Source organism: Naasia lichenicola, assembly GCF_004801885.1.
Classification (GTDB): Bacteria; Actinomycetota; Actinomycetes; order Actinomycetales; family Microbacteriaceae; genus Naasia; species Naasia lichenicola.
The window spans coordinates 383521-408995 of the sequence record NZ_SSSM01000001.1; the positions used below are offsets into that span (position 1 = coordinate 383521).

24 protein-coding genes are annotated in these 25475 nt (G+C 69.0%); 10 read left to right on the forward strand and 14 right to left on the reverse strand.

All coding sequences use genetic code 11. The annotated features are described in order from the left end of the window. Nucleotides 1–136: 136 nt before the first annotated feature. The 4 genes from E6C64_RS01810 to E6C64_RS01825 form a co-directional block, all read right to left on the reverse strand. A complete protein-coding gene (locus E6C64_RS01810; RefSeq protein ID WP_136425903.1) occupies nucleotides 137–1558 on the reverse strand; it encodes an NAD(P)/FAD-dependent oxidoreductase in 1422 nt (473 codons plus the stop codon). A 73-nt stretch (nucleotides 1559–1631) separates the two neighbouring features. After that, a complete protein-coding gene (locus E6C64_RS01815) occupies nucleotides 1632–2468 on the reverse strand; it encodes an SURF1 family cytochrome oxidase biogenesis protein (RefSeq protein WP_136425904.1) in 837 nt (278 codons plus the stop codon). Between the two features lie 120 nt (nucleotides 2469–2588). Further along, complete coding sequence (locus tag E6C64_RS01820) at nucleotides 2589–2816, reverse strand: hypothetical protein (RefSeq protein ID WP_233255404.1); 228 nt, start codon at nucleotides 2814–2816, stop codon at nucleotides 2589–2591. Nucleotides 2817–2847: 31 nt separating this feature from the next. Then, nucleotides 2848–3156 (reverse strand): DUF3099 domain-containing protein, encoded by a 309-nt coding sequence (locus E6C64_RS01825; protein WP_136425906.1) that lies wholly within the window; start codon nucleotides 3154–3156, stop codon nucleotides 2848–2850. Between the two features lie 173 nt (nucleotides 3157–3329). Between E6C64_RS01825 and fabG the strand changes: the two genes are divergently transcribed. Continuing rightward, nucleotides 3330–4040: a 3-oxoacyl-ACP reductase FabG gene (fabG, locus tag E6C64_RS01830; RefSeq protein ID WP_136425907.1), complete on the forward strand. Its 711-nt coding sequence runs from the start codon at nucleotides 3330–3332 to the stop codon at nucleotides 4038–4040. 92 nt (nucleotides 4041–4132) lie between these two features. Here the strand turns inward: fabG and serB are convergent, their stop codons facing one another. Then, the gene (serB, locus tag E6C64_RS01835; protein WP_136426369.1) at nucleotides 4133–4783 is read right to left on the reverse strand and encodes a phosphoserine phosphatase SerB; all 651 of its coding nucleotides are present in this window, start codon (nucleotides 4781–4783) and stop codon (nucleotides 4133–4135) included. Nucleotides 4784–4842: 59 nt separating this feature from the next. Then, a complete protein-coding gene (gene glgC, locus E6C64_RS01840) occupies nucleotides 4843–6084 on the reverse strand; it encodes a glucose-1-phosphate adenylyltransferase (protein ID WP_136425908.1) in 1242 nt (413 codons plus the stop codon). 121 nt (nucleotides 6085–6205) lie between these two features. Between glgC and glgA the strand changes: the two genes are divergently transcribed. From glgA to E6C64_RS01855, 3 genes are all read left to right on the forward strand, one after another. Beyond that, nucleotides 6206–7387 (forward strand): glycogen synthase, encoded by a 1182-nt coding sequence (gene glgA, locus E6C64_RS01845; RefSeq protein WP_136425909.1) that lies wholly within the window; start codon nucleotides 6206–6208, stop codon nucleotides 7385–7387. 100 nt (nucleotides 7388–7487) lie between these two features. Then, nucleotides 7488–8270: an ABC transporter ATP-binding protein gene (locus E6C64_RS01850; RefSeq protein WP_136425910.1), complete on the forward strand. Its 783-nt coding sequence runs from the start codon at nucleotides 7488–7490 to the stop codon at nucleotides 8268–8270. A 186-nt stretch (nucleotides 8271–8456) separates the two neighbouring features. After that, complete coding sequence (locus E6C64_RS01855) at nucleotides 8457–8705, forward strand: type B 50S ribosomal protein L31 (RefSeq protein ID WP_136425911.1); 249 nt, start codon at nucleotides 8457–8459, stop codon at nucleotides 8703–8705. 142 nt (nucleotides 8706–8847) lie between these two features. Here the strand turns inward: E6C64_RS01855 and E6C64_RS01860 are convergent, their stop codons facing one another. Both E6C64_RS01860 and treS read right to left on the reverse strand, forming a co-directional pair. Further along, nucleotides 8848–9699, reverse strand: coding sequence for an exonuclease domain-containing protein (locus tag E6C64_RS01860; RefSeq protein WP_332908209.1), 852 nt, complete (start codon nucleotides 9697–9699; stop codon nucleotides 8848–8850). A 9-nt stretch (nucleotides 9700–9708) separates the two neighbouring features. After that, on the reverse strand, nucleotides 9709–11460 hold the full coding sequence (gene treS / locus E6C64_RS01865; RefSeq protein WP_233255405.1) for a maltose alpha-D-glucosyltransferase: 1752 nt from the start codon (nucleotides 11458–11460) through the stop codon (nucleotides 9709–9711). 142 nt (nucleotides 11461–11602) lie between these two features. On the opposite strand from treS, the gene E6C64_RS01870 reads away from it, so the two are divergent. After that, a complete protein-coding gene (locus E6C64_RS01870; RefSeq protein WP_136425913.1) occupies nucleotides 11603–12523 on the forward strand; it encodes an alpha/beta fold hydrolase in 921 nt (306 codons plus the stop codon). Nucleotides 12524–12563: 40 nt separating this feature from the next. Next, complete coding sequence (locus E6C64_RS01875) at nucleotides 12564–13688, forward strand: glycosyltransferase family 4 protein (protein ID WP_136425914.1); 1125 nt, start codon at nucleotides 12564–12566, stop codon at nucleotides 13686–13688. Nucleotides 13689–13797: 109 nt separating this feature from the next. Here the strand turns inward: E6C64_RS01875 and E6C64_RS01880 are convergent, their stop codons facing one another. From E6C64_RS01880 to E6C64_RS01890, 3 genes are read right to left on the reverse strand one after another with little or no spacing between them, the layout of a single operon-like run. After that, nucleotides 13798–14259: a YbaK/EbsC family protein gene (locus E6C64_RS01880; protein ID WP_136425915.1), complete on the reverse strand. Its 462-nt coding sequence runs from the start codon at nucleotides 14257–14259 to the stop codon at nucleotides 13798–13800. Continuing rightward, nucleotides 14243–14914, reverse strand: coding sequence for a histidine phosphatase family protein (locus E6C64_RS01885; RefSeq protein ID WP_136425916.1), 672 nt, complete (start codon nucleotides 14912–14914; stop codon nucleotides 14243–14245). Before E6C64_RS01885 ends, E6C64_RS01880 begins: the two co-directional genes overlap by 17 nt. 47 nt (nucleotides 14915–14961) lie before the next feature. Then, nucleotides 14962–15804 carry a Sir2 family NAD-dependent protein deacetylase gene (locus tag E6C64_RS01890; RefSeq protein ID WP_136425917.1) on the reverse strand — a complete coding sequence of 281 codons (843 nt, stop codon included), beginning with the start codon at nucleotides 15802–15804 and terminating at the stop codon, nucleotides 14962–14964. A 164-nt stretch (nucleotides 15805–15968) separates the two neighbouring features. Between E6C64_RS01890 and E6C64_RS01895 the strand changes: the two genes are divergently transcribed. Further along, nucleotides 15969–16778, forward strand: coding sequence for a TrmH family RNA methyltransferase (locus E6C64_RS01895; protein ID WP_136425918.1), 810 nt, complete (start codon nucleotides 15969–15971; stop codon nucleotides 16776–16778). An 8-nt stretch (nucleotides 16779–16786) separates the two neighbouring features. On the opposite strand, the gene E6C64_RS01900 is transcribed toward E6C64_RS01895, so the two are convergent. Next, nucleotides 16787–17485, reverse strand: coding sequence for a hypothetical protein (locus E6C64_RS01900; RefSeq protein WP_136425919.1), 699 nt, complete (start codon nucleotides 17483–17485; stop codon nucleotides 16787–16789). A 99-nt stretch (nucleotides 17486–17584) separates the two neighbouring features. Beyond that, entirely contained in the window at nucleotides 17585–20194 is a 2610-nt protein-coding gene (locus E6C64_RS01905; RefSeq protein ID WP_233255406.1) for a transglycosylase domain-containing protein, read from the reverse strand. Nucleotides 20195–20421: 227 nt separating this feature from the next. Here E6C64_RS01905 and E6C64_RS01910 point away from each other — a divergent pair, with 227 nt between their 5' ends. After that, nucleotides 20422–21774 (forward strand): D-alanyl-D-alanine carboxypeptidase family protein, encoded by a 1353-nt coding sequence (locus E6C64_RS01910; protein ID WP_136425920.1) that lies wholly within the window; start codon nucleotides 20422–20424, stop codon nucleotides 21772–21774. Nucleotides 21775–21781: 7 nt separating this feature from the next. On the opposite strand, the gene E6C64_RS01915 is transcribed toward E6C64_RS01910, so the two are convergent. After that, nucleotides 21782–22618 (reverse strand): SGNH/GDSL hydrolase family protein, encoded by an 837-nt coding sequence (locus tag E6C64_RS01915; RefSeq protein WP_233255407.1) that lies wholly within the window; start codon nucleotides 22616–22618, stop codon nucleotides 21782–21784. Between the two features lie 144 nt (nucleotides 22619–22762). On the opposite strand from E6C64_RS01915, the gene E6C64_RS01920 reads away from it, so the two are divergent. Together E6C64_RS01920 and E6C64_RS01925 are read left to right on the forward strand one after the other, a co-directional pair. Next, nucleotides 22763–24556, forward strand: coding sequence for a DEAD/DEAH box helicase (locus E6C64_RS01920; protein WP_136425922.1), 1794 nt, complete (start codon nucleotides 22763–22765; stop codon nucleotides 24554–24556). A gap of 38 nt (nucleotides 24557–24594) precedes the next feature. Then, complete coding sequence (locus E6C64_RS01925; protein WP_136425923.1) at nucleotides 24595–25437, forward strand: MSMEG_6728 family protein; 843 nt, start codon at nucleotides 24595–24597, stop codon at nucleotides 25435–25437. The last annotated feature ends 38 nt before the right edge of the window (nucleotides 25438–25475 follow it).

Here is a 25475-nt window from a genome sequence, read left to right on the forward strand (position 1 = left end):
CTCTGCATGACAACGAACTGCCCAGTTCTGCCGCTTGAAAGCACTCTCAGGCAGCAGAACTGGGCAGTTCGTCCATGCATCGTTGGTCGAGGAGGCCGTTCACGGCCGTCTCGAGACCGGCTGAGCGGGTCCTGACTTACGAGTCGAAGCCGAGGCCGACGGCGTCCATGGCCTTGAGCAGGACGTTGCGCCGTCCCTCGCGGTGGTCGGCGCGGTCGAGCGACCAGCGCGTGGCCTGGATGCCGATCGAGGCGAGCGGCTCGGGCGGGAACGGGATGGGCAGGGACTTCACCATCTCGAGCTCGGTGCGCTCGGTCTTCTCCCCGGAGAGGAGGTCGAGCATGACCTCAGCCGCGAACCTCGTGGCTCCGACGCCGAGTCCGGTGAAGCCGGCGGCGTAGGCGACCCGGCCCTTGCGTGCGGTTCCGTAGAACGCGCAGAAGCGGCTGCAGGTGTCGATGGCGCCCGCCCAGCGGTGGGTGAACCGGATGCCCTCGAGCTGCGGGAACGTCGTGAGGAAGTGGCTGGCGAGCCGCTCGAAGCTCTTCGGCCGCTTCTCATAGCGGGAGCGCACCTTGCCGCCGGCGTAGTACACGGCGTCGTAGCCGCCCCACAGGATCCGGTTGTCGGCGCTCAGTCGGTAGTAGTGGAACTGGTTGGCGGCATCGCCGATGCCCTCGCGTCCACTCCATCCGATCGCGGCGAGCTGTGCGTCGGTCAGCGGCTCGGTCATGAGCACGTAGTCGTAGACGGGAACGGTCATCAGTCGGTTCCGCGCGAGCAGCGACGGGTAGACGTTGGTCGCGAGCGCGACGGAGCCGGCCTGCACGCGGGCGTCGGGGGTGCGGACCTGCACGCCGTCTCCGTCGCTGTCGAGCTCGGTGACGCGGGTGTCCTCGAAGATCTGCACTCCGGCCTCGACCGCGACGCGGGCGAGTTCGACGGCGAGCTTCGCCGGATGCACCAGAGCGGTGGTCCGCGCATCGCGAAGGCCCGCGAGGTAGGTGGGGGAGTCGACGAGCGCTCGGATGGCGTCGCCCTCGAGCAGCTGACTGTGCGGGTCGGCGGCTGCCGCCTCACGCAGCCACTCGACCTGGTGCGGTTCGGTGGCGATGTCGATGCCGCCCGAACGCTCGAAGTCGCAGTCGAGCCCCAGCTCGGCGACGGTGCGCTCGATGGCGTCGAGGTTCTCCATGCCGAGCCGGTCGAGCTGCGCGAGCTCCTGGGGGAACCGCGCCTCGCCATTGGCGGCCCCGTGCGTGAGGCTGGCGGCCACGAACCCGCCGTTGCGGCCGGACGCCGCCCAGCCCACGGTCTTGGCCTCCAGCAGGACCACCGAGCGATCCGGATCGCGCTGCTTCGCGAGCAGCGCCGTCCACAGACCGCAGTAGCCGCCGCCCACCACGACCAGGTCGGCGTGGATGTCGGCGGTCAGGCGGGGGTGCTGCACCCGGGGTCCGAGATCGTTCAGCCAGAACCCCCCACGACGGCTCTGAGCGAGGGAGTGCTCGACGGCGCTCGCGGGTGGAGCCTGGCGTTCGAAGACGGTGGTTGCCACGGATCCGAGCCTACCGGCCACGTCCGACGGACGTTTCCGACAGTCCGCGACCCGTCACGCAATGGATCCGGTATCAGCGCTTCTCGAGCAGGGCATCCTCGATATCGCTGTCCGACCTCTTCGCCGCGCGTCTGCGGACGCGCTGCGCCGCCCGCTCCTGCTCCTCTGGGTCGTCGGCGTTGCGGTACCGGTATTCCTGGCGGATGGCGAAGCCGAGCCCGACGAAGCCGATGATCGCGAAGATCACCCACTGGAAGGCGTAGGAGAGGTGAGGACCCTCATCGATCTCCGGTCGGAAGTTGGGCAACGGCACCTCGGTGACCGAGGGGCTCTCGCTGACCAGGAGGCCGTATGCCCCCGTGTAGGTCGGCTGGTCCAGAGTCGTGGCGATCGTTGGCAGGTGGATCGAGGCGAGCACCCCGGTGGCCGTGGTCCCGGCCGGCACGGTCGGCTCGCCGGGTTTGAGGCGGGCGACGACGCTCACCTGTCCGCTCGGCGGATCGGGAATGCTGTCCGGCGCCAGCGCCGACGACTCGACCGGCAGCCAGCCCCGGTCCACGATGAACACCGAGCCGTCGGCGAGGCGCAGGGGGGTGAGCACCTCGAACCCGGGCTGCGAGCTGCGAGGACGATTGCGGACCAGGAGCTGCTGGTCGGTCTCGTAGGTCCCGGTCATGGCGACCGGCTGCCACTTCTCGGTGACGCGGTAGTCCGTGAGCCCGGTCAGCGCGTCGGCGAGCGGAATCGGCTCGGCGTCGTAGTTCTGCTCGATCCGAGTGTCCTCGGCGACCTTCTCGGCTCTCCGCTCGAGCTGCCACCATGCCAGACCCGCGCAGGCCACGGCGAACAGCACCGCGAGTGCCAGGTAGCGCAGCCACCGTCCGGTGAGCGCGAAGCGCCAGCGGTTCATCGGACCGCTCGGTTCGCGGGCGGCGGCGTCGACTCGGTCATCGCGCCAAGCCTGGCACGACGAGCTGAGACGGGCGGCAGGGCGACGGGTGCCGCGATGGTCGCCGTCGGCCGGACGGCGTCACGGGATCTCGGTGTGCTCCGGCGTGACGCCATCCACGATGCGTGCGGGGAAGTCGCGGGACAGGAGGTAGTCGAGCAGCCACGGCGCGTGCTCGTCGCAGCCGAGCCAGACCTTCACGCGGTCTTCCGAGTGGATGCGGGGGTTGCGCCATTCGATCCGCGCCACCGCCGGCAGTCGGCAGCCGGCCCGCGAGCAGATGGGCACGGCATCCGGTTCCGTCTGCATCCCGTTCACCGCCCCCATGACTATCGCCCGCCTACTGTCCGCTCGTCGGGTCTCGGCGCTGCTCCAGCACGGGAACGACCTGCACCGGGCCGACGATCGAGGTCTGCGGCGCGGGCTTGGCGCCCACGTTCGCGAAGACGACGGCGACGTACGGGAGGACGATGGCTCCGAGACCGAAGATGGCCACGAGCACCAGATTATCCCGAGAGATGATGCAGGCGATGAGGCAGATCGTGCGCACGCCCATGGTCACCGTGTACCTCACGGCGCGAGAGTGCCGCTCCTCGCTGGGAGATGCGGGAAGGTTGGTGAGGGACTGCGGCTGATCGCGTTTGACCATGACCGGATCAGCCTACGCCGGTGGAACGGCGCCCCAGTCGCGGCGCCCCCGTTTACAGCAACGGCACAGCGAGAGGTCCGGAGCGCCGGCCGGGCCGGTGGTCGCGCGGGCGACGCTCTAGGCTGGACGCCGCCGATCGGACGTCGCCGTTCGGCAGGCGACAGGAGCCCGCGTTGACCACTCGAACCGTTCTCATCACCGGCGGGAATCGCGGTATCGGCTATGCGATCGCCGAGGAGTTCGTCGCGCAGGGCCACCGGGTCGCAGTCACCTCCCGCTCCGGCAGCGGCGGGCCGGATGGCGCGCTCACCGTGGCGGGGGATGTAACCGACGCCGCGAGCATCGACGCCGCGTTCACCGCCGTGGAGGCCGAGCTCGGCCCTGTCGAGGTCATCGTCGCCAACGCCGGGATCACTCGGGACACCCTCGTGCTGCGCATGTCCGAGGACGACTTCACGGATGTCATCGACACGAACCTCACCGGGGCCTTCCGTCTGGTCAAGCGCGCATCGAAGGGCATGCTGAAGGCTCGCTTCGGTCGCGTGATCTTCATCTCGAGCGTCGTCGGCCTGTACGGGGGAGCGGGCCAGGTCAACTACTCCGCCTCCAAGGCCGCGCTGGTCGGCATGGCCCGGTCGCTCACCCGCGAGCTGGGCGCCCGTGGCCTCACCGCCAACGTCGTCGCTCCGGGATTCATCGAGACGGAGATGACCGCGGAGCTCCCCGAAGCGCAGCAGGCCGAGTACCGGAAGGCCATCCCCGCCGGTCGGTTCGCGAGCGCGGCCGAGGTCGCGAAGGTCGTCGCCTGGATCGCGAGCGACGACGCCGGCTACATCTCGGGCGCCGTCATCCCCGTCGACGGCGGCCTCGGCATGGGCCACTGAGCACCTCGCCGATCCACAGCCGGATCGAGATGCCACTTTCCGTCCCTATCCGCGCGTTCTTGGGACGGAAACTGGCATCTCGATGACGGGGTCTAGCCTCGCAGGCCGACCAGGGCCAGGATCTGGGAGAGGTCGCGGCCGTCGACGATGACGTCCGCCTGACCACGCACCGGCGCCTTGGCGTCGAAGGCCACCGACAGCCCGGCGCAGGCCATCATCAGCAGGTCGTTGGCGCCGTCCCCGATGGCGATGGTGCGAGCGAGCGGGATACCGCAGGCCGCCGACCACTCGGTCAGCGCCTGCGCCTTCGCCGCGGCGTCGATGATGGGCCCGACCAGTCCGCCGGTCAGCAGCCCATCCCGGACCTCGAGGCGATTGGCTCGCCAGAAGTCGAGGCCGAGCCGGTCCGCGAGTGGATCGAGGATCTCGTGGAAGCCGCCCGAGACGGTGGCGACGCGGCAGCCGGCCGCATGCAGTCCGGCGACCATGGCGGGCACGCCGTCGGTGACGCGGATCTGCTTCCCGATCCGCTCGAACACGTCGACCGGCACTCCGGCGAGGGTCGCGACCCGCTCGCGCAGGCTTGCGGCGAAGTCGAGCTCGCCCTCCATGGCACGGCGGGTGATCTCGGCCACCAGCGGACGGCTGCCCGCTGCGTCGGCGAGCAGCTCGATCACCTCGTCCTCGATCAGTGTCGAGTCGACGTCGAGCACCACCAGGTGGCGGATCCCCGCCCGTGGCAGGGCGAGGGACCCGGTGGCGGTGCCGACCGGCGGGCCCGGGTCGGGCACAGCCGTCCCGGCTACGGCGCTACCCGTTCGCCCTTGCCGACGACGGTGATGCCGCTGTCGGTGACGGTGAAGCCTCGGGAACGGTCGTGCTCGTGGTCGACGCCGACCCGGGCGCCCTCCTCGATCACGACGTTCTTGTCGAGGATCGCGCGGGCGACGACGGTGTTGGCGTGCACGGTGACCCGATCGAACAGCACCGAGTCGGTGACCACGGCGTTCGACTCGATGGTCGACCACGGGCCGATGACGCTGCGCTCGATCCGCGCACCGGAGATGAGGGACCCCAGCGACACGATGGAGTCGGTCATGCTGCCGTTGTTGCCGTGCGCATCGCGCACGAGCTTCGCGGGCGGCGAGTTGAGCTGCTGCGTGTAGATCGGCCACTGGCGGTTGTACAGGTTGAACACCGGCAGAGCCGAGATGAGGTCCTGGTGGGCCTCGAAGAACGAGTCGATCGTCCCCACGTCGCGCCAGTAGAAGCGGTCGCGGTCGGTCGCGCCCGGAACGTCGTTGCGGTTGAGGTCGTAGACCGCCGCGTTGCCCGCCTTCACGAAGGCCGGGATGATGTCGCCGCCCATGTCGTGCTTGGAGTCGGGCAGCTCGGCATCGGCGACGACCGCGTCGATGAGGGCCTGGGTGTCGAAGACGTAGTTGCCCATCGAGGCCAGCACCTCGTCGGGGGAGTCGGCGAGTCCCTTGGGGTTGGCCGGCTTCTCCAGGAACTTCTGGATGGAGGTGGGCTTGCGCACACCCGTCTGGATCACGCCGAACTGGTTCGCGAGCGAGATCGGCTGTCGGATCGCCGCGACGGTCACTCCGCTGCCCGATTCGATGTGGGCGTCGATCATCTGGCTGAAGTCCATGCGGTACACGTGGTCGGCACCGACCACGACCACGATGTCGGGCTTCTCGTCGTTGATGAGGTTGAGGCTCTGCAGGATGGCGTCGGCCGATCCCGAGAACCAGCGCTTGCCGAGCCGCTGCTGGGCGGGCACCGATGCCACGTACGCGTTCAGCAGGCCCGACAGCCGCCAGGTCTCGGCCACGTGGCGGTCGAGGCTGTGCGACTTGTACTGGGTGAGGACGACGATCTGGGTGAGACCGGAGTTGATCAGATTCGACAGCGCGAAGTCGATCAGGCGGTAGGTGCCGCCGAAGGGCACAGCGGGTTTGGCTCGGTCGGCCGTCAGGGGCATGAGGCGCTTGCCCTCACCTCCGGCGAGGACGATTCCGAAGATCTTCTTTGATGCCATGAGCCAACCTTAGAGCCTGATGAGGGCGCAAGTACCCACCCTCATCGGGGCACATCCGGTGGCTCCATGAGCACACATGGAGGTAGGGCAGCGGGAGGGGTGCAGGGACTAACGTGGTGCCGTGCGAGTCGATCTGCTGACAAGGGAGTATCCGCCGGAGATCTACGGCGGGGCAGGGGTCCATGTGGCCGAACTGGTGAAGGCGCTGCGCGCCGACATCGACGTCACCGTGCGGTGCTTCGGCCTGCCGCGCGACGAGCCGGGCGTGTTCGCCTATCAGGTGCCGGGGCAGCTGGCCGATGCCAATCCGAGCCTCGCGACTCTGGGCGTCGATCTGCAGATCGCGGCGGACACCGCGGGCGCCGATCTCGTGCATTCGCACACCTGGTACGCCAACGCGGCCGGAAAGCTCGCATCGATGCTGCACGGCATCCCGCACGTCGTCACCGCGCACAGCCTCGAGCCGCTGCGTCCGTGGAAGGCCGAGCAGCTGGGCGGCGGATACCGGATCTCGAGCTGGATCGAGAAGGAGTCGTTCGAGTCGGCGTCGGCGGTCATCGCGGTCAGCGACGGGATGCGTCGCGACATCCTGCGCAGCTACCCCTCCATCGACCCGGCCAAGGTCTCGGTCGTCTACAACGGCATCGATCTCGAGGACTGGGCGCCGCTCGACGACGAGGCGCTCGTCCGCTCGCTCGGCATCGATCCCGAGCGTCCCTCCGTGGTCTTCGTCGGTCGGATCACCCGGCAGAAGGGCCTTCCGTACCTGCTGCGCGCCGCCCGCCTGCTGCCTCCTGAGGTGCAGCTCGTGCTCTGCGCCGGTGCACCCGACACGGCGGAGATCATGGCCGAGGTCAGCGGCGCGGTCGCCCAGCTGCAGACGGAGCGCACCGGTGTGGTCTGGATCGATCGCCTGCTCAGTCGAACCGAGCTGCGCGCGGTGCTGAGCTCGGCCACCACCTTCGTCTGCCCCTCGGTGTACGAGCCGCTCGGCATCGTCAACCTCGAGGCGATGGCTTGCGGCGCCGCGGTCGTCGGCACCGCGACCGGCGGCATCCCCGAGGTCGTCGCGGACGGGGTGACCGGACGCCTCGTGCCGATCGAGCAGGTCGACGACGGCACCGGGACCCCGCTGGATCCCGACCGGTTCGTCAAGGATCTCGCTGAGACGCTGACCGAGGTCGTGTCCGATCCCGCCCTGGCGTCGCGATACGGCGAGGCGGGAAGGCGACGCGCCGAGGAGCTTTTCAGCTGGTCGAGCATCGCCGCCCAGACCCGAGAGATCTACGCCTCGCTGCTCTGACTCCCCGTCCGCAGGCCCGACCTGCTCCACCGGTCCGCTGCGCCGCTGAACGCGCGCCGCGGCCCGGACCGCTCCTGTTCCTCCCAGTAGTCTGGATCTCATGACAACGGTTCTCGACCTGAAGGGCGTCACCGTCGTCCGCGATGGCAACGACATCCTCGACAAGGTCGACTGGACCGTCGACAGCTCCGAGCGATGGGTCGTGCTCGGTCCGAACGGCGCGGGCAAGACGACGCTGCTGCAGATCGCTGCGGCCCTCATCCATCCGACGCGGGGCAACGCCACGATCCTCGAGTCCGCGCTCGGCAAGAGCGACGTGTTCGAGCTGCGCCCTCGGATCGGCTTCGCGAGCACCGCGATGGCCAAGCGCATCCCGGCGAGCGAGACGGTGCTCGACGTCGTGCTGACCGCCGCCTACTCCGTCACCGGACGCTGGAACGAGGAGTACGACGATCTCGACGTGCGCCGCGCCCAGCGCGTGCTCGCCGAATGGAAGCTCGGCCACCTCGGCGACCGCCGCTTCGGACTGCTCAGCGACGGCGAGCAGAAGCGCGTGCAGATCGCCCGTGCGGTGATGACCGACCCCGAGCTGCTGCTGCTCGATGAGCCGGCCGCCAGCCTCGACCTGGGCGCCCGCGAAGAGCTGCTCCAGCTGCTCGGCGGCTACGCCAGCTCGCCGTTCGCGCCCGGGATCATCATGGTCACCCACCACGTGGAGGAGATCCCGCGCGGATTCACCCACGCCCTGCTGCTCAGCGACGGCGCCGTCGTGCGCTCCGGCCCGATCGACGAGGTCATCACCTCCGAGGTCCTCTCGGAGGCCTTCGGCGTCAGCCTCGAGGTCGTCAACACGGGTGGACGATTCGCGGCTCGCGCCAGTTAGTCCTGCTGCCGGTGTCGAGTAGGCGCGTCGGCGCCGTATCGAGGCCCTCGAATCGGATGGCATGCCCGCCCAAGCTCTGATAACCTTGTCCGTCGGCTCGTCCCAGTTCCACGGCGGCCCCACCAGCTCCAGTCGGGTGCATCGCCCGACCTGTGACTCCGCATCCATCGATTGAGGAATACCGCTATGAAGTCAGGCGCCCACCCCGAGTACAAGGCAGTCGTCTTCCGCGACCTCGCGTCCGGTGAGACCTTCCTCACCCGCTCCACCGTCTCGAGCGGCAAGACCATCGAGCTCGACGGCGAGACCTACCCGGTCATCGACGTCGAGATCTCGTCCGCCTCGCACCCGTTCTACACGGGCAAGCAGCGCATCATGGACTCCGCCGGCCGCGTCGAGAAGTTCAACCAGCGCTTCAAGAACTTCGGCAAGTAGGCCACCGAGCTTCAGCCGCCTCGAATGCCGTCCGGATCCGTCCGGGCGGCATTCGTGCGTCTGCAGGGCGAACACTGTTGCGCGGACAGAACACTGCGGTCTAGGGCAGTGCTCGGTCCGTACGACAGTGCTCGGCGCTAGATCAGCGCAGGGGCCAGGCGCCGTCGGCGGTGAAGTCGGGGTCGCGGGTGCGGCGCATGTACTCCTGGAAGTCCGCCGCCTGGATCCGGCACCACTCCGCCTGCATGGCGTGCAGCCGATCCATTTCGACGCCGAGCTCGACGGGGTAGCGGCGGGCGATGGCCTGCGCCACCCGGCCGGCAGCGATGGCGTCGGCGCCGGCGTCGTGCGCGGTCTCGAGCGGCACTCCGTAGAAGGCGGCGTTCAGCTCGAGGGTGCGCTTGCCCTTGCGGTACTTGTCCAGCGCACGATCGAGAACCAGCGCGTCGACGATGAGCTGGGTGCCGTCGAGCGGCTCGAGCCCGAGCCGGGCGGCCTCCCGCGACAGCAGGGTGAGGTCGTACGGGGCGTTGTAGATCGCGAGCGGGAAGCCGCGTCTGGTGACCGAGCGGATGGCGTCGAGGATCTCGGGCACGACCTCGGCGGGGGAGCGGCCGAAGCGGCGCACGCGTGCGTCGTCGATGCCGTGCACCGCCGTGGCGCCGGCGGGGATCGGCTCGCCCGGGTCGATGATCCACTCCTTGCGCTCGACGATGGCACCTGTCTCGTCGATCAGTCCGACGTGCGCGGTGACGATCCGAGCGATGTCGGTATCGATTCCGGTCGTCTCGAGATCGAAGACGCCCAGCGCGTCGGACCACTCGGGAGGACCGGGCAGCAGCGGCTCGAGCAGGGCGGGCGCAGGGGGGACGGGCCGCGCCGGTGCCGGCGCGACGTGGGTCCGCGTCGGCACATCGGGGTGCTCGAAGTCGAGCTCCGCCCACTCCAAATCGAAGAGGGGCGTCGCGAACGGATCTGCGCTGCGCCGGGTCACCCCGTCAGCCTAGATCTGGCCTCCGTCATCGGCCGTAGCCCGCGCCAGACGGCGCGCGTTGCCGATCTTCAGCCAGTAGAAGCTCTGCGTTCCCAGGGTCAGGGTGACGTTGCCTTCTGCGTCGACCTTGGGGAACTGGCCGCCGCCGAAGAGGTCCGTCAGCTCTTCGCCGGCGAACTCGGGCACCGAGACGGTCGTCGAGATCGGGTTGTGCGAGAAGTTGAAGACGCACAGGATGTCCTCCGGCTGATCGCCGAAGTGCTGTCCGCTGCCCTTGTAGGAGCGCACGAAGGCGAGAGCCGACTCGTGGTCGGTGGTCTGCACGTGCATCGTGCCGAGGCCGAAGGTCGGATGCGCCTTGCGCACGTGGATGACGTTGCGCACCCAGTGCAGCAGCGAGCGCGACTGGGCCAGCTGCGCCTCGACGTTGACCTGGCCGTAGTGGTACACGAGCGACTGGATCACGGGCAGGAAGAGCTTGCCGGGATCGGCGGATGAGAAGCCCGCGTTGCGATCCGGCGTCCACTGCATCGGGGTGCGGGACGCGTCGCGGTCGGCGAGCCAGATGTTGTCGCCCATGCCGATCTCGTCGCCGTAGTAGAGGAACGGGCTGCCGGGGAGCGAGAACAGGATCGCGTGGGCGAGTTCGAGCTCGGCGCGGGAGTTGTCGAGCAGCGGCGCGAGACGCCGCCGGATGCCGATGTTGGAGCGCATCCGCGGGTCGTAGGCGTACCAGCCGTACATCGCCTGCCGGTACTCCTCCGAGACCATCTCGAGCGTGAGCTCGTCATGGTTGCGGAGGAACACGCCCCAGGCGGCGCTGGAGGGCACGTCGGTGGTCTCGGAGAGAATCTTGATGAGCTCGTTCGAGGTCTGCGAGCGCAGGGAGTAGAAGATGCGCGGCATGATCGGGAAGTCGAACGCCATGTGGCACTCGGGGTCCTCCTCGGTGCCGAAGAACGCAGCGACCTCGCGCGGCCACTGGTTGGCCTCGGCGACCAGGATCCGTCCGGGGTAGTCGCGGTCCATCATCGCCCGCAGGCGCTGGATGAACTCGTGCGTCGGCGGCTCGCCCTCTCCGTTGCCGTCCGGCGACTCGAACAGATACGGGATGGCGTCGAGCCGCAGTCCGTCCACGCCCAGGTCGAGCCAGAAGCGGACCGTGTCGAAGATCTCCTGCTGCACCGCCGGGTTCTCGAAGTTGAGGTCGGGCTGGTGCGAGAAGAAGCGGTGGAAGAAGAACTGCCGACGGACGGGATCGAACGTCCAGTTCGACTCCTCGGTGTCGACGAAGATGATCCGGATGTTCGGATACTCCTCGTCGGTGTCGCGCCAGACGTAGTAGTCGCCGTACGGCCCCTCGGGGTCGCTCCGTGACTGCTGGAACCAGTCGTGGGCGTCGGAGGTGTGGTTGAGCGGGAAGTCCATGATGATCCGCATGTTGCGCTCGTGCGCCTTGCGGACCAGCTCGCGGAACTCGTCGAGGGTGCCGAACTCCGGCAGGACCGCCTTGAAGTCCGAGACGTCGTAGCCGCCGTCGCGGAGAGGCGACTGGTAGAACGGCGGCATCCAGAGCGCATCGACCCCGAGCCACTGCAGGTACTCCAGCCGGGAGATGAGCCCGCCGAGATCGCCGGTGCCGTCTCCGTTCCCGTCGACGAACGAGCGGACCATGACCTCGTAGAACACGGATCGGCGGTACCACTGCGGATCGAGGGCCAGACCAGGCAGAGTGATGGGGGCAGTGAAGCTCACGGACATCCCTTCGGCGACGGAAGACCCTTCTCCGGGCCCGTGCATCAACCCTAGCGAGTCGCTCGGAGCCGATTCTCACCTTGCTTTCGGCGTTCGTCTCCGCCGCGTCGAGCTCGGCGCGTCGGACAGCCGCCATAGACTCGACCGGATGAAAACGGTCGCTTCGCCCTATGCAGGGCTCGTCGACGCGGTGGAGGTCCGGACCCAGAAGGTCGACGTGCTGGGCAGCGCGACGCGCTACTGGGAGTACGGACCGGTCGGCGCCGAGGTCACCATCGTGGCGGTGCACGGCTTCCGCGGAGACCACAACGGCCTCGAGTCGATCGTCGCCCACCTCTGCGCGAACGATCCGCGGATCCGCGTGATCTCTCCCGATCTCCCCGGCTTCGGCGTCTCCGAGCCTCTGCACTACGACGTGCATGACCTCGCCGGCTACGCGAGCTGGCTGCGCGCCTTCCTCGACCGTCTCGGGCTGCTCGGTACCGCCGTCGTGCTCGGCCACTCCTTCGGCTCGATCGTCGTCGCGGCGGCGCTCGGCGGAGGACTTCCCGCGCCGCGTGCGATCCTGATCAATCCGATCGCCTCGCCCGCCCTGTCGGGGCCGAACGCCGTCGGCACGCGACTCGCGATCTTCTACTACTGGCTGGGTGCCCGTCTGCCGGAGCGGCTCGGGTTCTGGATCCTCCGCTGGCGACTGGTCACCCGCGGGATCAGCATCTTCATGACGAAGTCGAAGGACCCGGTGCTGCGCCGCTGGGTGCACAACCAGCACGACCGCTTCTTCGGCGCCTTCGCCAACCGACAGGTCGTGCTGGACGCGTTCCGAGCATCCGTGAGCCATGACGTCAGCGAATACGCACCGTCCATCGCCATCCCGGTCCAGCTGATCGCCGCCGAGCTCGACGACATCACCCCGGTCGCGGACAACGAGGCTCTTGCGCGCCTGTTCCCATCGGCGGACCTGAAGATGATCCCGGGCGTCGGACACCTCATCCACTACGAGGTCCCCGCAGAGGCGGCCCGCCAGATCGACGCCTTCGTGCTGCCGCAGAGCCCACCCGCCTCGTGAGCCCCTCGCCGATGAGCCCGACGCCGATGGAGGCCGCCCTGTGAAGCTCGTCGTCGACTGCCGCTACATCCGCACGGACGGCCGGCACGACGGGATCAGCCGCTACAGCAACGGCATCGTCACCGCGCTCGCCCGACGAGCCGCCCGGTCTCCGGACGTCGAGCTGACCATGCTGATCAGCTCGAAGAAGCAGCTCGAGCTGCTGCCCGACCTGCCATGGGCCATGGCTTCCGCACCGACCAGCCCGCGCGAGCCCCTGGTGGCGCTGCAGGTCAACCGGCTCGAGCCCGACGTCGTCTTCACGCCGATGCAGACCATGGGCAAGCTCGGACGGCGCTACCGACTGGTCGTCACGCTGCACGATCTCATCTACTACCGCCACCGCACGCCTCCGCGCGAGTTCGCCTGGTGGGTGCGGCTTCTGTGGCGCATCTACTACCTCGCCTGGTGGCCGCAGCGGCTGCTGCTCAACGGCGCCGACTCGGTGGTCACTGTCTCGAAGACCACGAAGCGGCTGATGGCGCAGCACCGGCTCACCCGGCGCCGAGTGGACGTGGTCTACAACGCATCCGACGATCCGGTGGGGGAGCGGCTGGCCCTCGCGAGCGCTCGGACGCCGCCGGCTCCCGCTTCATCGGAGCCGCGGATCCTCATCTACATGGGCTCGTTCATCGGCTACAAGAACGTCGAGGCGCTCGTGCGCGCCATGGCCTTCCTGCCCGATCACGAGCTGCATCTGATGAGCCGGATCACGCCGGACGAGCTGCACCGGCTGGAGCGGATCGCCCCCGGAGCGCGCCTGAGATTTCACAACGGGGCCACGGACGAGCAGTACGCGGATGCTCTGCTGAGTGCCACAGCGCTCGTCTCCTCGTCGCTCGACGAGGGGTTCGGAATCCCCGTCATCGAGGCGATGCGCCTGGGCACGCCCGTGGTGATCAGCGACATCGAGATCTTCGAGGAGATCGGCGGCGACGCGGCGATCCTCGTCGACCCGCACGATCCCGCGGCGATCGCGCAGGCCATCGGCACCCTCGACGACCCGACCGAATGGGCGGCGCGATCGGCCGCGTCCGTGAGGCAGGCCGAGCTGTTCAGCTGGGATGCCTCCGCGGCGGTGCTCTGGGACGTCCTGGTGCAGCTGGGTGAGCGGCCGAAGCGCTGAGGATCGAACCGTCATGGGCCTCGATACGGCCTACTCGACCAGCGGGCCGCGACATTCTCGTTGGTCGAGTAGGGCGCCCTGCGCCCGTATCGAGGCCCCGCGCGTGAGTTCAGTGGATCCGCGCCACCGTGCCGCCGGTGAGCTCCACGAGACGGGCAGGGGAGATCGGGAAGACCGCGTTCGGCATGCCGGCCGCCGCCCACAGGATCTCCAGGGCGAGCAGATCCTCATCGATGAGCGTCGGCAGCGGTGCGGGATAGCCGAATGGCGGCACACCGCCGATCGAGTAGCCGGTCGCGGATTTGACGACGGCGGCCGTCGCCTTGCCGACGGTGCCGCCGAGCGCTCCGCCTACCAGCTCTGTGTCCACCCGGTTCGGTCCCGAGGCGAGCACGATCACGGGCGCACCATCGACTTCGAAGACGAGCGACTTCACGATCGCGGCGACAGGGACGCCCAGCGCAGCTGCCGCATCGGCCGCCGTGTGCGCACTCTCGGCGGTCTCCTGCACGGCACCCGATTCGCCCAGCTCGAGCAGGGTGGCTCGGAACCGCTCAGCGTTGCGATGCATCGCCATCCCCGCTCTCGATCTCCGTCGCGGTCAGGGAGGCCGGGACACCTGTCTCGAGCACGATCTCCGGGTCGCCGGGTGGCGTCTTCCACGGCTTGCCGTTGAATTCGACCAGCCCGATCCGTCCGTCGCGATAGGCGAAGCGGTGCGAGGAGCCGTTGGCGATGAGCTGACCCTCCTCGGGCCACACCCACTTCGTCACGTCACGGACGAGCGATCCGATCACCCCGCCGTGACTGACCACGAGGATCGACTGGTCGGGGCGGGACTGCGCCAGCTCGATGAGCGCGGGGCGCACCCTGCGCACGACGTCGCCGCGCGTCTCACGGCCGTGCACCTCCTGACCCTCGGCATGCAGCGCGTCGATCTCGGCGCCCGTCATCCCTTCAGCAGTGCCGTAGTGCCGCTCGACGAGGGCGTCGATCGGCTCGATGACGTCGATGCCGACCTCGGAGCCGATGATCTGCGCGGTCTCCATCGCCCGGGAGAGCGGGCTCGACACGATCGCGTCCCAGCGGTCCGCGGCGAGCCGGCGGCCGGCCTCCCGTGCCTGCTGGCGGCCGGTGTCGTTGAGCGGGATGTCGCTCGATCCCTGGATCCGGCCGGCCAGGTTCCAGTCCGTCTGGCCGTGGCGGACGAGGACGAGATGGGTCACGCGGTCTCCCGGAGCTCAGGGCCACCCTGGCGGTCTGCCCGCGCTGCCTAGACGAGCAGGCGGGCGGCGAGCGCTTCCAGCGTCTCGGAGGTGCCGGCGTCCAGCTTAACGGTGGCCTTCGCGTCGCCTCGTGTCGCGCCCCGGTTGATGATGACGACCGGGATCCGGCGGCGGCGTGCGATCTCGAGCAGCCGGACGCCCGAGTTCACGGCCAGCGATGATCCGGCGATGATCAGGCCGTCGGATCGCTTCACCAGCGCGCTCGCCTCGAGGAACTTCTCAGACGGCACCAGTTCGCCGAAGAAGACGACCTCCGGCTTGAGGATCCCGCCGCAGACCGAGCATTCGGGGACCACGAAGTCGTCGATGTTGGCCACCTCGGCATCGCCGTCGGGGTTGATCGTGACGGCATCGGGGGCTTCGAGCCACGGGTTCGCGGCGTCGATCCGCTCGGCCACGCTCACTCGGGCGAAGGACTGGTTGCAGGTCAGGCACCGGACCCGGTCGACCGAGCCGTGCAGATCGACCACGTGCCGCGACCCCGCCTTGAGGTGCAGCCCGTCGACGTTCTGGGTGACCACGCCGTTCGTGATCCCGGCCTGCTCGAGGTCGGCGAGGATCCGGTGGCCGGCGTTGGGCTGCGCGTCGTCGAAGGCGCGCCAGCCCAGATGGCTGCCCGCCCAGTACCGCTGGCGGAACCGCTCGCCGGCGAGGAACTGCTGGTAGGTCATGGGGGAGCGCTTGGGTGCCCCGGCGCCGCGGTAGTCGGGGATGCCGGAGTCGGTGCTCACCCCTGCGCCGGTGAGGACCGCCAGAGTGCGGCCCTTGAGGAGCTCGGCGACGGCATCGATGGAGGAGGCCGTGGCCGCCGGTGACGCTAGCGTGGACATCGTTCCTCCCGAGGACAGCCTAGATCGCGGAGTTTTCGGGCGTGTTTCCATCCCCGGTGAACTCCCACGCAATCGAGCGCTCGACCTGCGTGTCCGCCCACCGACCACCCGCCTCACGACCTGCCGCATGGGCTGTGGGTGCGCTTCGACCAGAGAGGCCGGCGTTGCCCGTCATCCCCATCGACGACCTCGACCGCCCTGAGCTCGAGGACTACTCGCGCCTGACCGATGTGGCGCTGCGACGCAAGCTGGAGCCAGCGGGCGGCCTGTATCTGGCCGAGTCGACGAAGGTGATCGGGCGGGCTCTCGCAGCGGGGCATCGCCCGCGTTCGGTGCTCATCCGTGCGTCCTGGCTCGAGGAGATCGAGGCTCTGCTCGCCGACCAACCCGATGTGCCGATCTTCGTCGGCGCCGACGAGGTGATCGAGCGGCTGACGGGCTTCCACCTGCATCGCGGTGCCATCGCCTCGATGCACCGTCCTGCGCTGGTGCCGGCCGCAGACCTGCTCTCGGGCGCCCGGCGTGTGGTCATCCTCGAGGACATCGTCGATCACACCAACGTCGGGGCCATCTTCCGTGCCGTCGCCGGACTCGGCGCGGATGCCGTGCTCGTCACGCCCCGCTGCGCCGACCCGCTCTACCGGCGCAGCGTCCGCGTCAGCATGGGGACGGTGCTGCAAGTCCCGTGGACGCGACTGCCCGAATGGCGCGAGGCGACCCCACTGCTGCACGAGCACGGGTTCAGCATCGCCGCGCTCGCCCTCTCGGACGACGCGGTGACCCTCGATCGCTTCGCCGCCGATCCGCCGGAGAAGGTCGCCCTCGTGCTCGGCACGGAGGGCGACGGGCTGTCGCGCAGCGCGCTGCGGTCGGCGGACGTGACGGTGACCATCCCCATGCTGCACGGCGTCGACTCGCTGAACGTCGCAGCGGCGAGTGCCGTCGCCCTGTGGGCACTGCAGCCGCGCGGCTGAAGGGGACCTCAGCGGCGGTGGGCCGACGCGCGCCAGGTCATCAACGCGATGTTCGCCACCGCCGTCGCGATGCCCAAGACGACGAGGGGCGGGCCGATCTGCACGAAGAGCTGAGAGCTGGCGTAGCCGAGCAGCTGAGGGTTGTCGAACACCGAGACCGTCGGGGCGCGGCCGTCGGAGGTCGGCTGATACACGCTGGAATCGAAGTTGTAGCCGAAGATCATCGTCGCCCAGTTGTTGAGGAACAGCCAGCCTCCGCCGATCACCAGCGCGACGCTGATGACCCAGAGGGTGATGGTGAGCACTCGCGCCGAACTCGAGCCGGCCGGGGCGTCCAGGGGCGATCGGTCCGGCGGTGCGGCATCCGCTGCATCGGCGTCGCGAACGTCAGCCTTCTGCTCGGCGATCGGCGCGGAATCGGGCCCGTCGCTCGATGCGAGCGGACCGGACATCGCGGCTCCGCGGGCGGCGGGTGTCGCCGCAGGAGGTGACACCGGTGCTGGAAGCCGCGGGTGGTCGAACAGATCCTCGACCTGGCGGACGGCGTCGCTCCAGACGGGCACCACCGATCCGCGGGCGGCGGCCGAAGGATCGATGGGTCGGGCATTCGTCGTGAGCACTGGCGCGGTCGGGGCGGCACTTCCGTCCCAGCCGCGCTGGAACTCGGCGGGATGGCGAGGATCGAACGCCGGGTCGCTCTCGTGCACACCGTCACCCTACGGCGAGCACTTGACGTGCGCACGTGCTGCGGACGGACGACTTCTGGTCCATCCGCAGTACTGCGGCGACTGCTGAGGGGCTGGGGACTACGGGCAGGTGGCCTTGGCGTAGGTGAGGGTGATCGCGGTATCCGCGCGTGCGGCCGAGCCTGCGGCCACGCTCTGCGCCGTCGGCTTGCCCGTGCCGCCCGGGGTGACCTGACACTGCGGGGTGATGTTGCCGGCCGAGAAGCCCGCCTGTGTCCAGGCGACCGCCGCACCCGCCACCGAGTTGTACGGCGTGACGAGGTCGGGGACCGTCTTCAACGCCCCGTTGCTCGTGTAAACCGTGATGTACGCGCCCTTGCTCGCCTCACCCGTGGGGTTGGTGCCGGAGACCTGGCCGGCCGGCAGGTTGGAGTCCTGCTGTCCGCCGTCCTGAGCGTTGAAGCCCGAGGCCTGCAGGATGCTCCTCGCCTGGTCGTAGCTGAGCCCGGTGACGCTCGGGATGTCGGACGTCTGGCCGCGCAGCAGCTCGCTGGCGGGGTCGGGGAACGCATCGCCGCCGTACTTCTGGTTGGCGACCTCCATGATCCGAGGCCAGATGTTGTGGCGCAGGGTGGCGGCCTGGATGCCGTTGAACTTGATGTTCCGGAGGTTGACGAAGCCCGACGCGTTGAAGACTCCGACCGTGGTGGCGACCTTGGAGCTCGCGCCGCTCATCCAGGTCGCGAAGGCGTCGTCGGTGGTGCCCGTCTTGCTGAACATGGGCACCCGGGTGGTGATCCGGCTGTAGGAGGGTGATCCGGTCCCGCCGGTGAGCGCCTTGTTGAGCGCATACTCCGTGGCGGCGGTGATCTTGGGATCGACGTTCTGCGAGCACTCCGACGGTGGCACAGGCACCTCTGTGCCGTCGGCCGCGACGATCCGCTCGATCGCGATGGGCTTGCAGTACATCCCGTTCGCGGCGACGGTGGCGAACGCGGCGGCCATCGTGAGCGGCGCGATCTCATTCGTGCCGAGCACCGATCCGGCGCCCTGCTCGAGGGGCGCGTACTGGGTCTTGCCGTCGGCGTCCAGGATCAGCTGACCATACTCGGGCGACTCGGAGTCGGTGTTCCGCAGCAGATTGGCTCGATGGGCGCCCATCGACTCGGCGGTCTTGCGGATCTCGCAGAGATCGAGCTGCTTGGCCATGGCCATGAAGCCGGTGTTGCGCGAGGTCATGGTGTTGTCGAGAGCGGTGGCGAACTGGCCGTTGTCGAGTTCGTCGTTGTTGGGGTTGTAGCCGGGGAAGTAGACGGTGCCGCCGTTGCAGGAGTCGCGGAAGGCTCCCCAGTCGGTGGCCGGCTTGCGCGCGTCGGTGACCTCATTGAGGCCGTGGCCCTCCTTGAGCCACTCGGTGAGGGTGAACATCTTGTAGGTGGAGCCGGGCTGGAAGCCGCTCGATCCGCCGTAGTCCTCGTCGGTGTTGTAGTTCACCGCGCTGTAGTTGGCGCCGCTGCCCAAGACCTCGGGGTCGGCGGAATAGTCCTTGTTCTGCGCCATGGCCAGGATCTTGCCCGTGCCCGGCTGGACCGATACGGCGACCGATCCGATGTCGATTCCGTCGGCGGACTTGGGCACGAACTCGTTGATCGCGTTCTGCGCCGTGTTCTGCAGGTCGAGGTCGAGGGTCGTGTAGACGTCGTAGCCGGCACGCACGAAGGTGGACCAGCGGGTGTCCTCGTCGGGGCCGAAGAACTCGTCGTTCTGGAAGATGCGCGTGATGTAGTCGCAGAAGTAGCCGGCGCCGGCCGGAGCGCTCGCACAGCCGGTGCTCGCCTGGTGGATGTCCGGAGTCACCGGGCTGGCGACCGCCTCGTCGTGCTCGGTCTGGGTGATCAGGTCCTGATCGAGCATGTCGTCGATGATGCTGTCGCGACGGATCTTGTTCTGCGAGTAGCCGTCGGCGGCGCCGTTGATCTCGGCCCCTGTGTAGTCGAGCCGGAACTTCTCGGGGTTGTTGACGATCGCGATCAGGCTGGCCGCCTGCGCCAGGGTGAGGTTCGCGGCGGTGGTGTTGAAGTAGTAGTTGGCCGCGGCCTCGATGCCGTACACCCGACCGCCGAAGCCGGCGATGTTGAGGTAGCCGAGGAGGATCTGATCCTTCGTGTACTTCTTCTCGAGCCCGATCGCGAGGCGCATCTCGCGCAGCTTGCGACTGGGGCTCGGCGCCACCTCGGCCTCGTAGGCCTTGTCGATCTCATCGGGATCGGTCAGTCCGCGGATGGCGTTGTTGATCCGGACGTTCTTGACGTACTGCTGGGTGATCGACGAGCCGCCCTGCACGTCGTTTCCGCGCAGGTTGCTGAGGATGGCGCGGGTCGTGCCCATGATGTCGACGCCGCCGTGCTCGTAGAAGCGGCGGTCCTCGCCGGCGACGGCTGCGTTCTTGGCGTAGCCCGATATCTGGTCCCAGGCCACCTCGACGCGGTTCTCGTCGTAGAAGCTCGCGAGCAGCACGGGGGAGCCGTCGGTGTTGGTGGCGTAGATGTTGGTCCGCTGGGAGAGCTCGCCGATCTCGAGGTAGGTCGGAAGGTCCTCGAAGATGCCGATCGTGTCGGTCGCGGCCATGCTGGTGAGCGCGATGGCCGGGGTGATGGCCACCGTCGCGAGGACGCCGGCCGCGGCGCTGACGGCGACGAAGCCGATGAAGCCTCCGAGCCTGCTCGCCACGCGGGGATTAGCCAATTCTCGCCCTTTCCGCCGCCAGGATACGTGAGGCGGGCGACACCTCCGTGCCACGGCGTCCGGCACGGCGGTTTGCCAGGCGATCGTGATGAAGCCGTGACGCGCGGATCCGCACGGCCATCCGCGGCGCTCCTGGTGCGCCTCAGTGTCGTCGCGCCTCAGTGTCGTCGCGCCTCAGGGCCGCTCGGACCTGGCCCGCCTAGCATGAGCGGGTGCAGCAGGCGACGAGACGATCGAGCGACCGTTTCGGCAGCTCTCACAGCTCGAGCGGTGAGAGCGACGGCACACCCGAGCGGACGCTGCGCCGTCGCCGGGCCATCCGGCGGCGCCGCCGGATCGCCGTGTTCAGCGTCCTGGGAGTGCTGCTCGCACTGCTCATCGGCACCGGCGTCTACCTTCCCGCAGCGGCGTCGGCCGCCGTGCCGGCAGCGCTGCCGACCGTCACACAGCCCGTGCTGCCCGCCGTGGATCCGGTGGTCAGCCCGGTCTGGCCGAGCTTCGGGCGCGGCGCGATCGGCGCGACGGGCTTCGACGGCGTGCTGGCCTCCAGCGGCGATCAGAGCGCCTTCCCGATCGCGAGCATCACCAAGGTCGTCACCGCTATGGTCGTGCTCGACGCGCATCCTCTCGCCGAGGGCGAGGACGGGCCCGAGATCGAGTTCACCTCCGCCGACGTCGAGATCCTCGACGAGGTGCTCGCCCAGGACGGCTCGTGGCAGGCCGTCGAGCCGGGGGTGGTGATGAGTCAGCGCGAAGTGATGGAGACGATGCTCATCCCGTCCGCCAACAACTACGCCGAATCGCTCGCCGTATGGGCGTACGGATCGGTGGACGCGTATCTGGCGGCGGCGCGAGCCTGGCTCGACGGCCACGGGCTGACCGACACGACCGTTGTGGACACCAACGGACTGAATGCCGGGGACACGAGCACTCCGGCGAATCTGGTCGCGCTCGGCCAGCTGGCGCTCGCCCAGCCGGCCATCGCCGCGATCGTGGTCAAGCAGAGTGCCGAGGAGCCCTACGTCGGCGAGATCGACAACACGAATGGGCTGCTCGGAACTTCGGGGATCGACGGGATCAAGACCGGCACCACGGACGAGGCCGGCGCCTGCCTGCTCTTCTCGACCGATGTGGTGGTCGGAGCGCAGTCGATCACCGTCGTCGGAGTGATCCTCGGAGCCGAGGATCACGACGTGCTCGACGCAGCGGTGCTCGATCTGCTGGCCAGCGTGACCCCCGGGTTCCAGGAGCTTCCGCTCGTGACGGAGGGTGAGGCGTTCGCCAGCTACGAGACGGTCTGGGGCGAGACGGCGACCGCCGTGAGCAGCGAGACCAAGTCGGTGCTCGTCTGGTCCGGAAGCGACACGACGTCCACCGCCGCCGTGACCGCGGAGCCGCTGGACGAGGGCACGGCAGGCGAAAGCGTCGGCCAGGTCGACTTCACCGTGGGCAGTCAGACCGTCTCGGTGCCGCTGGTGCTCGACGCCGCCATCGAGGAGCCGGACTTCGAGTGGCGCGTGATGCACCCGCCGTGGACGCGAGACGACCTGGCGCCCGCCGCCTAGTCCTGCTTCAGGGCACGGGGTCGCCCGAGGTCGCCGAGACGTCGGCGCCCGCAGCATCCACGGCCGCACGAGAGAGGAACGGCCCGACATCGGGTCGCTTCGGCAGGATGTTGTCACCCGACGAGACGCGCCGGATCCGCCGGATCACCCAGGGCACGAAGTACTCGCGAGCCCAGACGAGATCCTCGGAGCGCGCTGCGCGCCAGGTCGTCTTCGGCAGCGGCTCGGGCTTCATCGGCTCGAGGTCGTTCTCCACGCCGAGGGTGCGCAGCACCATCCGCGCGACGGTGTGGTGACCGAGCGGCGCGAGATGCAGCCGATCCCGATCCCACATCCGGGCGTCTTGGATGTCGGTCAGCGCCCATTGATCGGCGATCAGGGCGTCATGCTGGGCGGCGACCCGGCGGAGGTTCTCGTTGTAGATGGCGACCTTGCCGCGGATCCGCTGGAAGACGGGGGAGAAGCCGACGTCCACCCCGGTGAAGACGACGATGGTGGCGCCCGTCTCCGCCAGCCTGGTGAGAGCTGTGCCGAACTCGGCGGCGAGCGCATCCGGATCGCTCCCGGGCCGGATGACGTCATTGCCGCCTGCCGAGATGGTGATCAGATCGGGCTTCAGCGCGATGGCCGGCTCGATCTGCTCGGTCACGATCTGATGGAGCAGCTTGCCGCGTACCGCGAGGTTCGCGTAGGCGAAGTCGGGCGCCGACTCGGCGAGCACCTCGGCGACGCGATCCGCCCATCCGCGATTGCCGCCGACGCTCTCGGGCTCGGGATCGCCGATGCCCTCGGTGAAGGAATCGCCCAGCGCCACATACCGGAGCCACGGGTGCTCGCTCGTCAAAAGACCTCCCAGGATCGCGTTCCGCTGCTTCCATTCTGATCCCGATCCGAGGCGCTCCTGACACGCCGACGGCACCCGCGGGACTACGCGGAACACGTCCGAGAGGCGCGGCGAAGTCGGAGCGCGCCGGTAAAGTTCCATCAAGTGACGGCCCCCCACCTCTTCGACCCGACAGCGGGGACCTCGGCCGCCGAGCACCTGTCACCGTCGTTTCCGGAGCGCGCCGCCTGGGGCACGGCGGGCAAGCTGCGGGCCTGGCAGGAGGAGGCGCTCACCGCCTACTTCGACCGGAATCCGCGGGACTTCCTCGCCGCCGCGACACCCGGCGCCGGCAAGACCACGTTCGCCCTCCGCCTCGCCAAGGAGCTGCTGGCGCGCCGCGAGATCGATCGGATCACCGTCGTCGCGCCGACCGAGCACCTCAAGCAGCAGTGGGCGGAGGCCGCCGACAAGGTGGCCATCCACCTGGATCCCGTGTTCCGCAACCGCGACAAGTGGCAGGGCCGGCACTATCACGGGGTCGCAGTGACCTATGCGCAGGTCGTCGCGGATGCGTCCGTGCACCGCGCGATGACCGACTCCGCGCGCACCCTGGTCATCCTCGACGAGGTGCATCACGGCGGCGACGCCCTCAGCTGGGGCGACGCGATCCGCGAGTCCTTCGAGACCGCCACCCGGCGGCTGTCCCTCAGCGGGACGCCGTTCCGCTCGGACACTGCGGCGATCCCCTTCGTGGAGTACGTCCGTGACAACCAGGGCATCCGCGTCTCGCGCACCGACTACGCCTACGGCTACGGCCGTGCCCTCGAGGACGGCGTCGTCCGGCCGGTGATCTTCATGGTCTACGCCGGGCTGATGCGCTGGAAGTCCGGCACCGGCGAGGACATGGAGGCCAAGCTCGGCGAGGGCAACACCAAGGACATCACCTCGCAGGCCTGGCGGACGGCCCTCGATCCGTCGGGCGACTGGATCCCCGCGGTGCTGGCCGCGGCGGACCAGCGCCTGACTGAGGTGCGCCAGGGCGTGCCCGACGCCGGCGGTCTGGTGATCGCGACCGACCAGTTCGTCGCCCGTGCCTACGCCAAGATCCTCGAGAACATCTGCGGCGAGGAGGTCACCATCGTCCTCTCGGACGAGAAGGCGGCCAGCGAGCGGATCTCCGAGTACTCGAAGAACACCAAGCGCTGGATGGTCGCCGTCCGCATGGTGTCCGAGGGCGTCGATGTGCCGCGCCTCGCCGTCGGCGTCTACGCCACCTCGTCGTCCACACCGCTGTTCTTCGCTCAGGCCGTCGGCCGCTTCGTGCGGGCCCGGCGTCGCGGCGAGACCGCGTCGATCTTCCTGCCGAACGTGCCGAGCCTGATGGGCCTGGCCAATTCGATGGAGGTGCAGCGGGATCACGCGCTGGACCGAATGTCGACCGACGACGGACTCGACGACAGCCTGCTCGAGTCGGCCAACCGCTCCGAGAAGGCCTCCGACCTGCTGCAGGCGGAGTTCGAGTTCCAGGCCGTCAGCTCCGACGCGACCTTCGACCGGGTGCTCTACGAGGGCGGCGAGTTCGGCTTCGAGGCCGAGGTCGGCAGCATGGAGGAGCTCGACTTCCTCGGCATCCCGGGACTGCTCGAACCCGACGAGGTGCGCGAGCTGCTGCAGCATCGCCAGCAGCGGCAGGAGAAGCGCCGCAAGAAGACGGGGGAGCCGAAGCCCGTCGCCGAGGGGGAGCTCGCTCCCGCCCCGATGTTCCGCAACCTCAAGGAGCAGCGCAGCCTGCTCAACAGCCTCGTCGGGCTGTGGGCGAAGACCTCGGGCGACACCCATCCGATGGTGCATGCGGAGCTCCGCCGGATCTGCGGCGGCCCGCCGGTCGCGCAGGCCAGCGTGACCCAGCTGCAGTCGCGGATCGAGCTGCTCCGCAAGCGGATGGCCGGTCACTAGGGCTTCGGCGACCCTCCCGTCACTCGTACGCTTTCCGGGTGCAGACCTTCCTCCCGTATCCCGACTTCGCGGAGAGCTCCGCCATCCTCGACCAGGCACGACTCGGCAAGCAGCGGGTCGAGACGCTGCAGGTGCTCCGCTCGCTGCTCATCCCGACCTACGGCTGGCAGAACCACCCGGTCAGCCGGATGTGGCGCGGCTTCATCCCCGGTCTCACCGCGTACGGCCTGGCGAACGTCGACGCCTGGACGGCGCGGGGTCATGCGGACAGCACGCGCGACCTGATCGCCGAATTCGCCCCCGAGGTCGTCGGGATGTCGCAGGACGAGCTGGCAGCTGCGGGACTGCTGCCGAGGTGGATCGGCGATGAGCAGATCCACCTCAGTCACCGGTCCAACCTCATCCGCAAGGACGCGGGCTTCTACGGGGCGATCTTCCCCACCACCCCGGGCGACCTGGACTACGTCTGGCCCGGATCAGGGGTCGGCCGCGAACCCGATCTTCGCGGCGAGCGGCGCTGGGTGCTGCGGGCGGCGGACCACTCGACCCAGCAGCGCTGGCGCGAGGACGGAGTGGTCGAGATCAGCGAGAAGTCTCCGCGGGGCAAGGACACGCCCGCCTGGCGCGCCCAGGTGGCGGAGTTCGTGGATGCGCTGACGCCCGGCACCGAGATCGACGTGCTCGTCGGCAACGACGCGGTGCTGGCCCACGCACTGGTGACCGGAGAGCTGCTGACCCGCAGCGACGAGCAGGACCGACTCCACTTCGTGCGCACCGCCGAGTTCGTCGGCGAGACCAGCCGAACGGACTACAAGGTGCCCGCGGTCCTGCAAGATCCGCGCTCGCTGTTCCTGGCGCCGTTGGCGGCGCCTTCGGTCTGAGGAGTCCGCCGGGCGGGCGGCAGGCTCACCGGGCTCGA

What these genes read in the sequence shown, in the direction of transcription:
- E6C64_RS01815 (WP_136425904.1), bottom strand. Translation starts at nt 2,468, where the DNA reads ATGAACCGCTGGCGCTTCGCGCTCACCGGACGGTGGCTGCGCTACCTG.
- E6C64_RS01820 (WP_233255404.1), bottom strand. Translation starts at nt 2,816, where the DNA reads ATGCAGACGGAACCGGATGCCGTGCCCATCTGCTCGCGGGCCGGCTGC.
- E6C64_RS01825 (WP_136425906.1), bottom strand. Translation starts at nt 3,156, where the DNA reads ATGGTCAAACGCGATCAGCCGCAGTCCCTCACCAACCTTCCCGCATCT.
- glgC (WP_136425908.1), bottom strand. Translation starts at nt 6,084, where the DNA reads ATGGCATCAAAGAAGATCTTCGGAATCGTCCTCGCCGGAGGTGAGGGC.
- E6C64_RS01850 (WP_136425910.1), top strand. Translation starts at nt 7,488, where the DNA reads ATGACAACGGTTCTCGACCTGAAGGGCGTCACCGTCGTCCGCGATGGC.
- E6C64_RS01855 (WP_136425911.1), top strand. Translation starts at nt 8,457, where the DNA reads ATGAAGTCAGGCGCCCACCCCGAGTACAAGGCAGTCGTCTTCCGCGAC.
- treS (WP_233255405.1), bottom strand. Translation starts at nt 11,460, where the DNA reads ATGTCCGTGAGCTTCACTGCCCCCATCACTCTGCCTGGTCTGGCCCTC.
- E6C64_RS01870 (WP_136425913.1), top strand. Translation starts at nt 11,603, where the DNA reads ATGAAAACGGTCGCTTCGCCCTATGCAGGGCTCGTCGACGCGGTGGAG.
- E6C64_RS01880 (WP_136425915.1), bottom strand. Translation starts at nt 14,259, where the DNA reads ATGCATCGCAACGCTGAGCGGTTCCGAGCCACCCTGCTCGAGCTGGGC.
- E6C64_RS01890 (WP_136425917.1), bottom strand. Translation starts at nt 15,804, where the DNA reads ATGTCCACGCTAGCGTCACCGGCGGCCACGGCCTCCTCCATCGATGCC.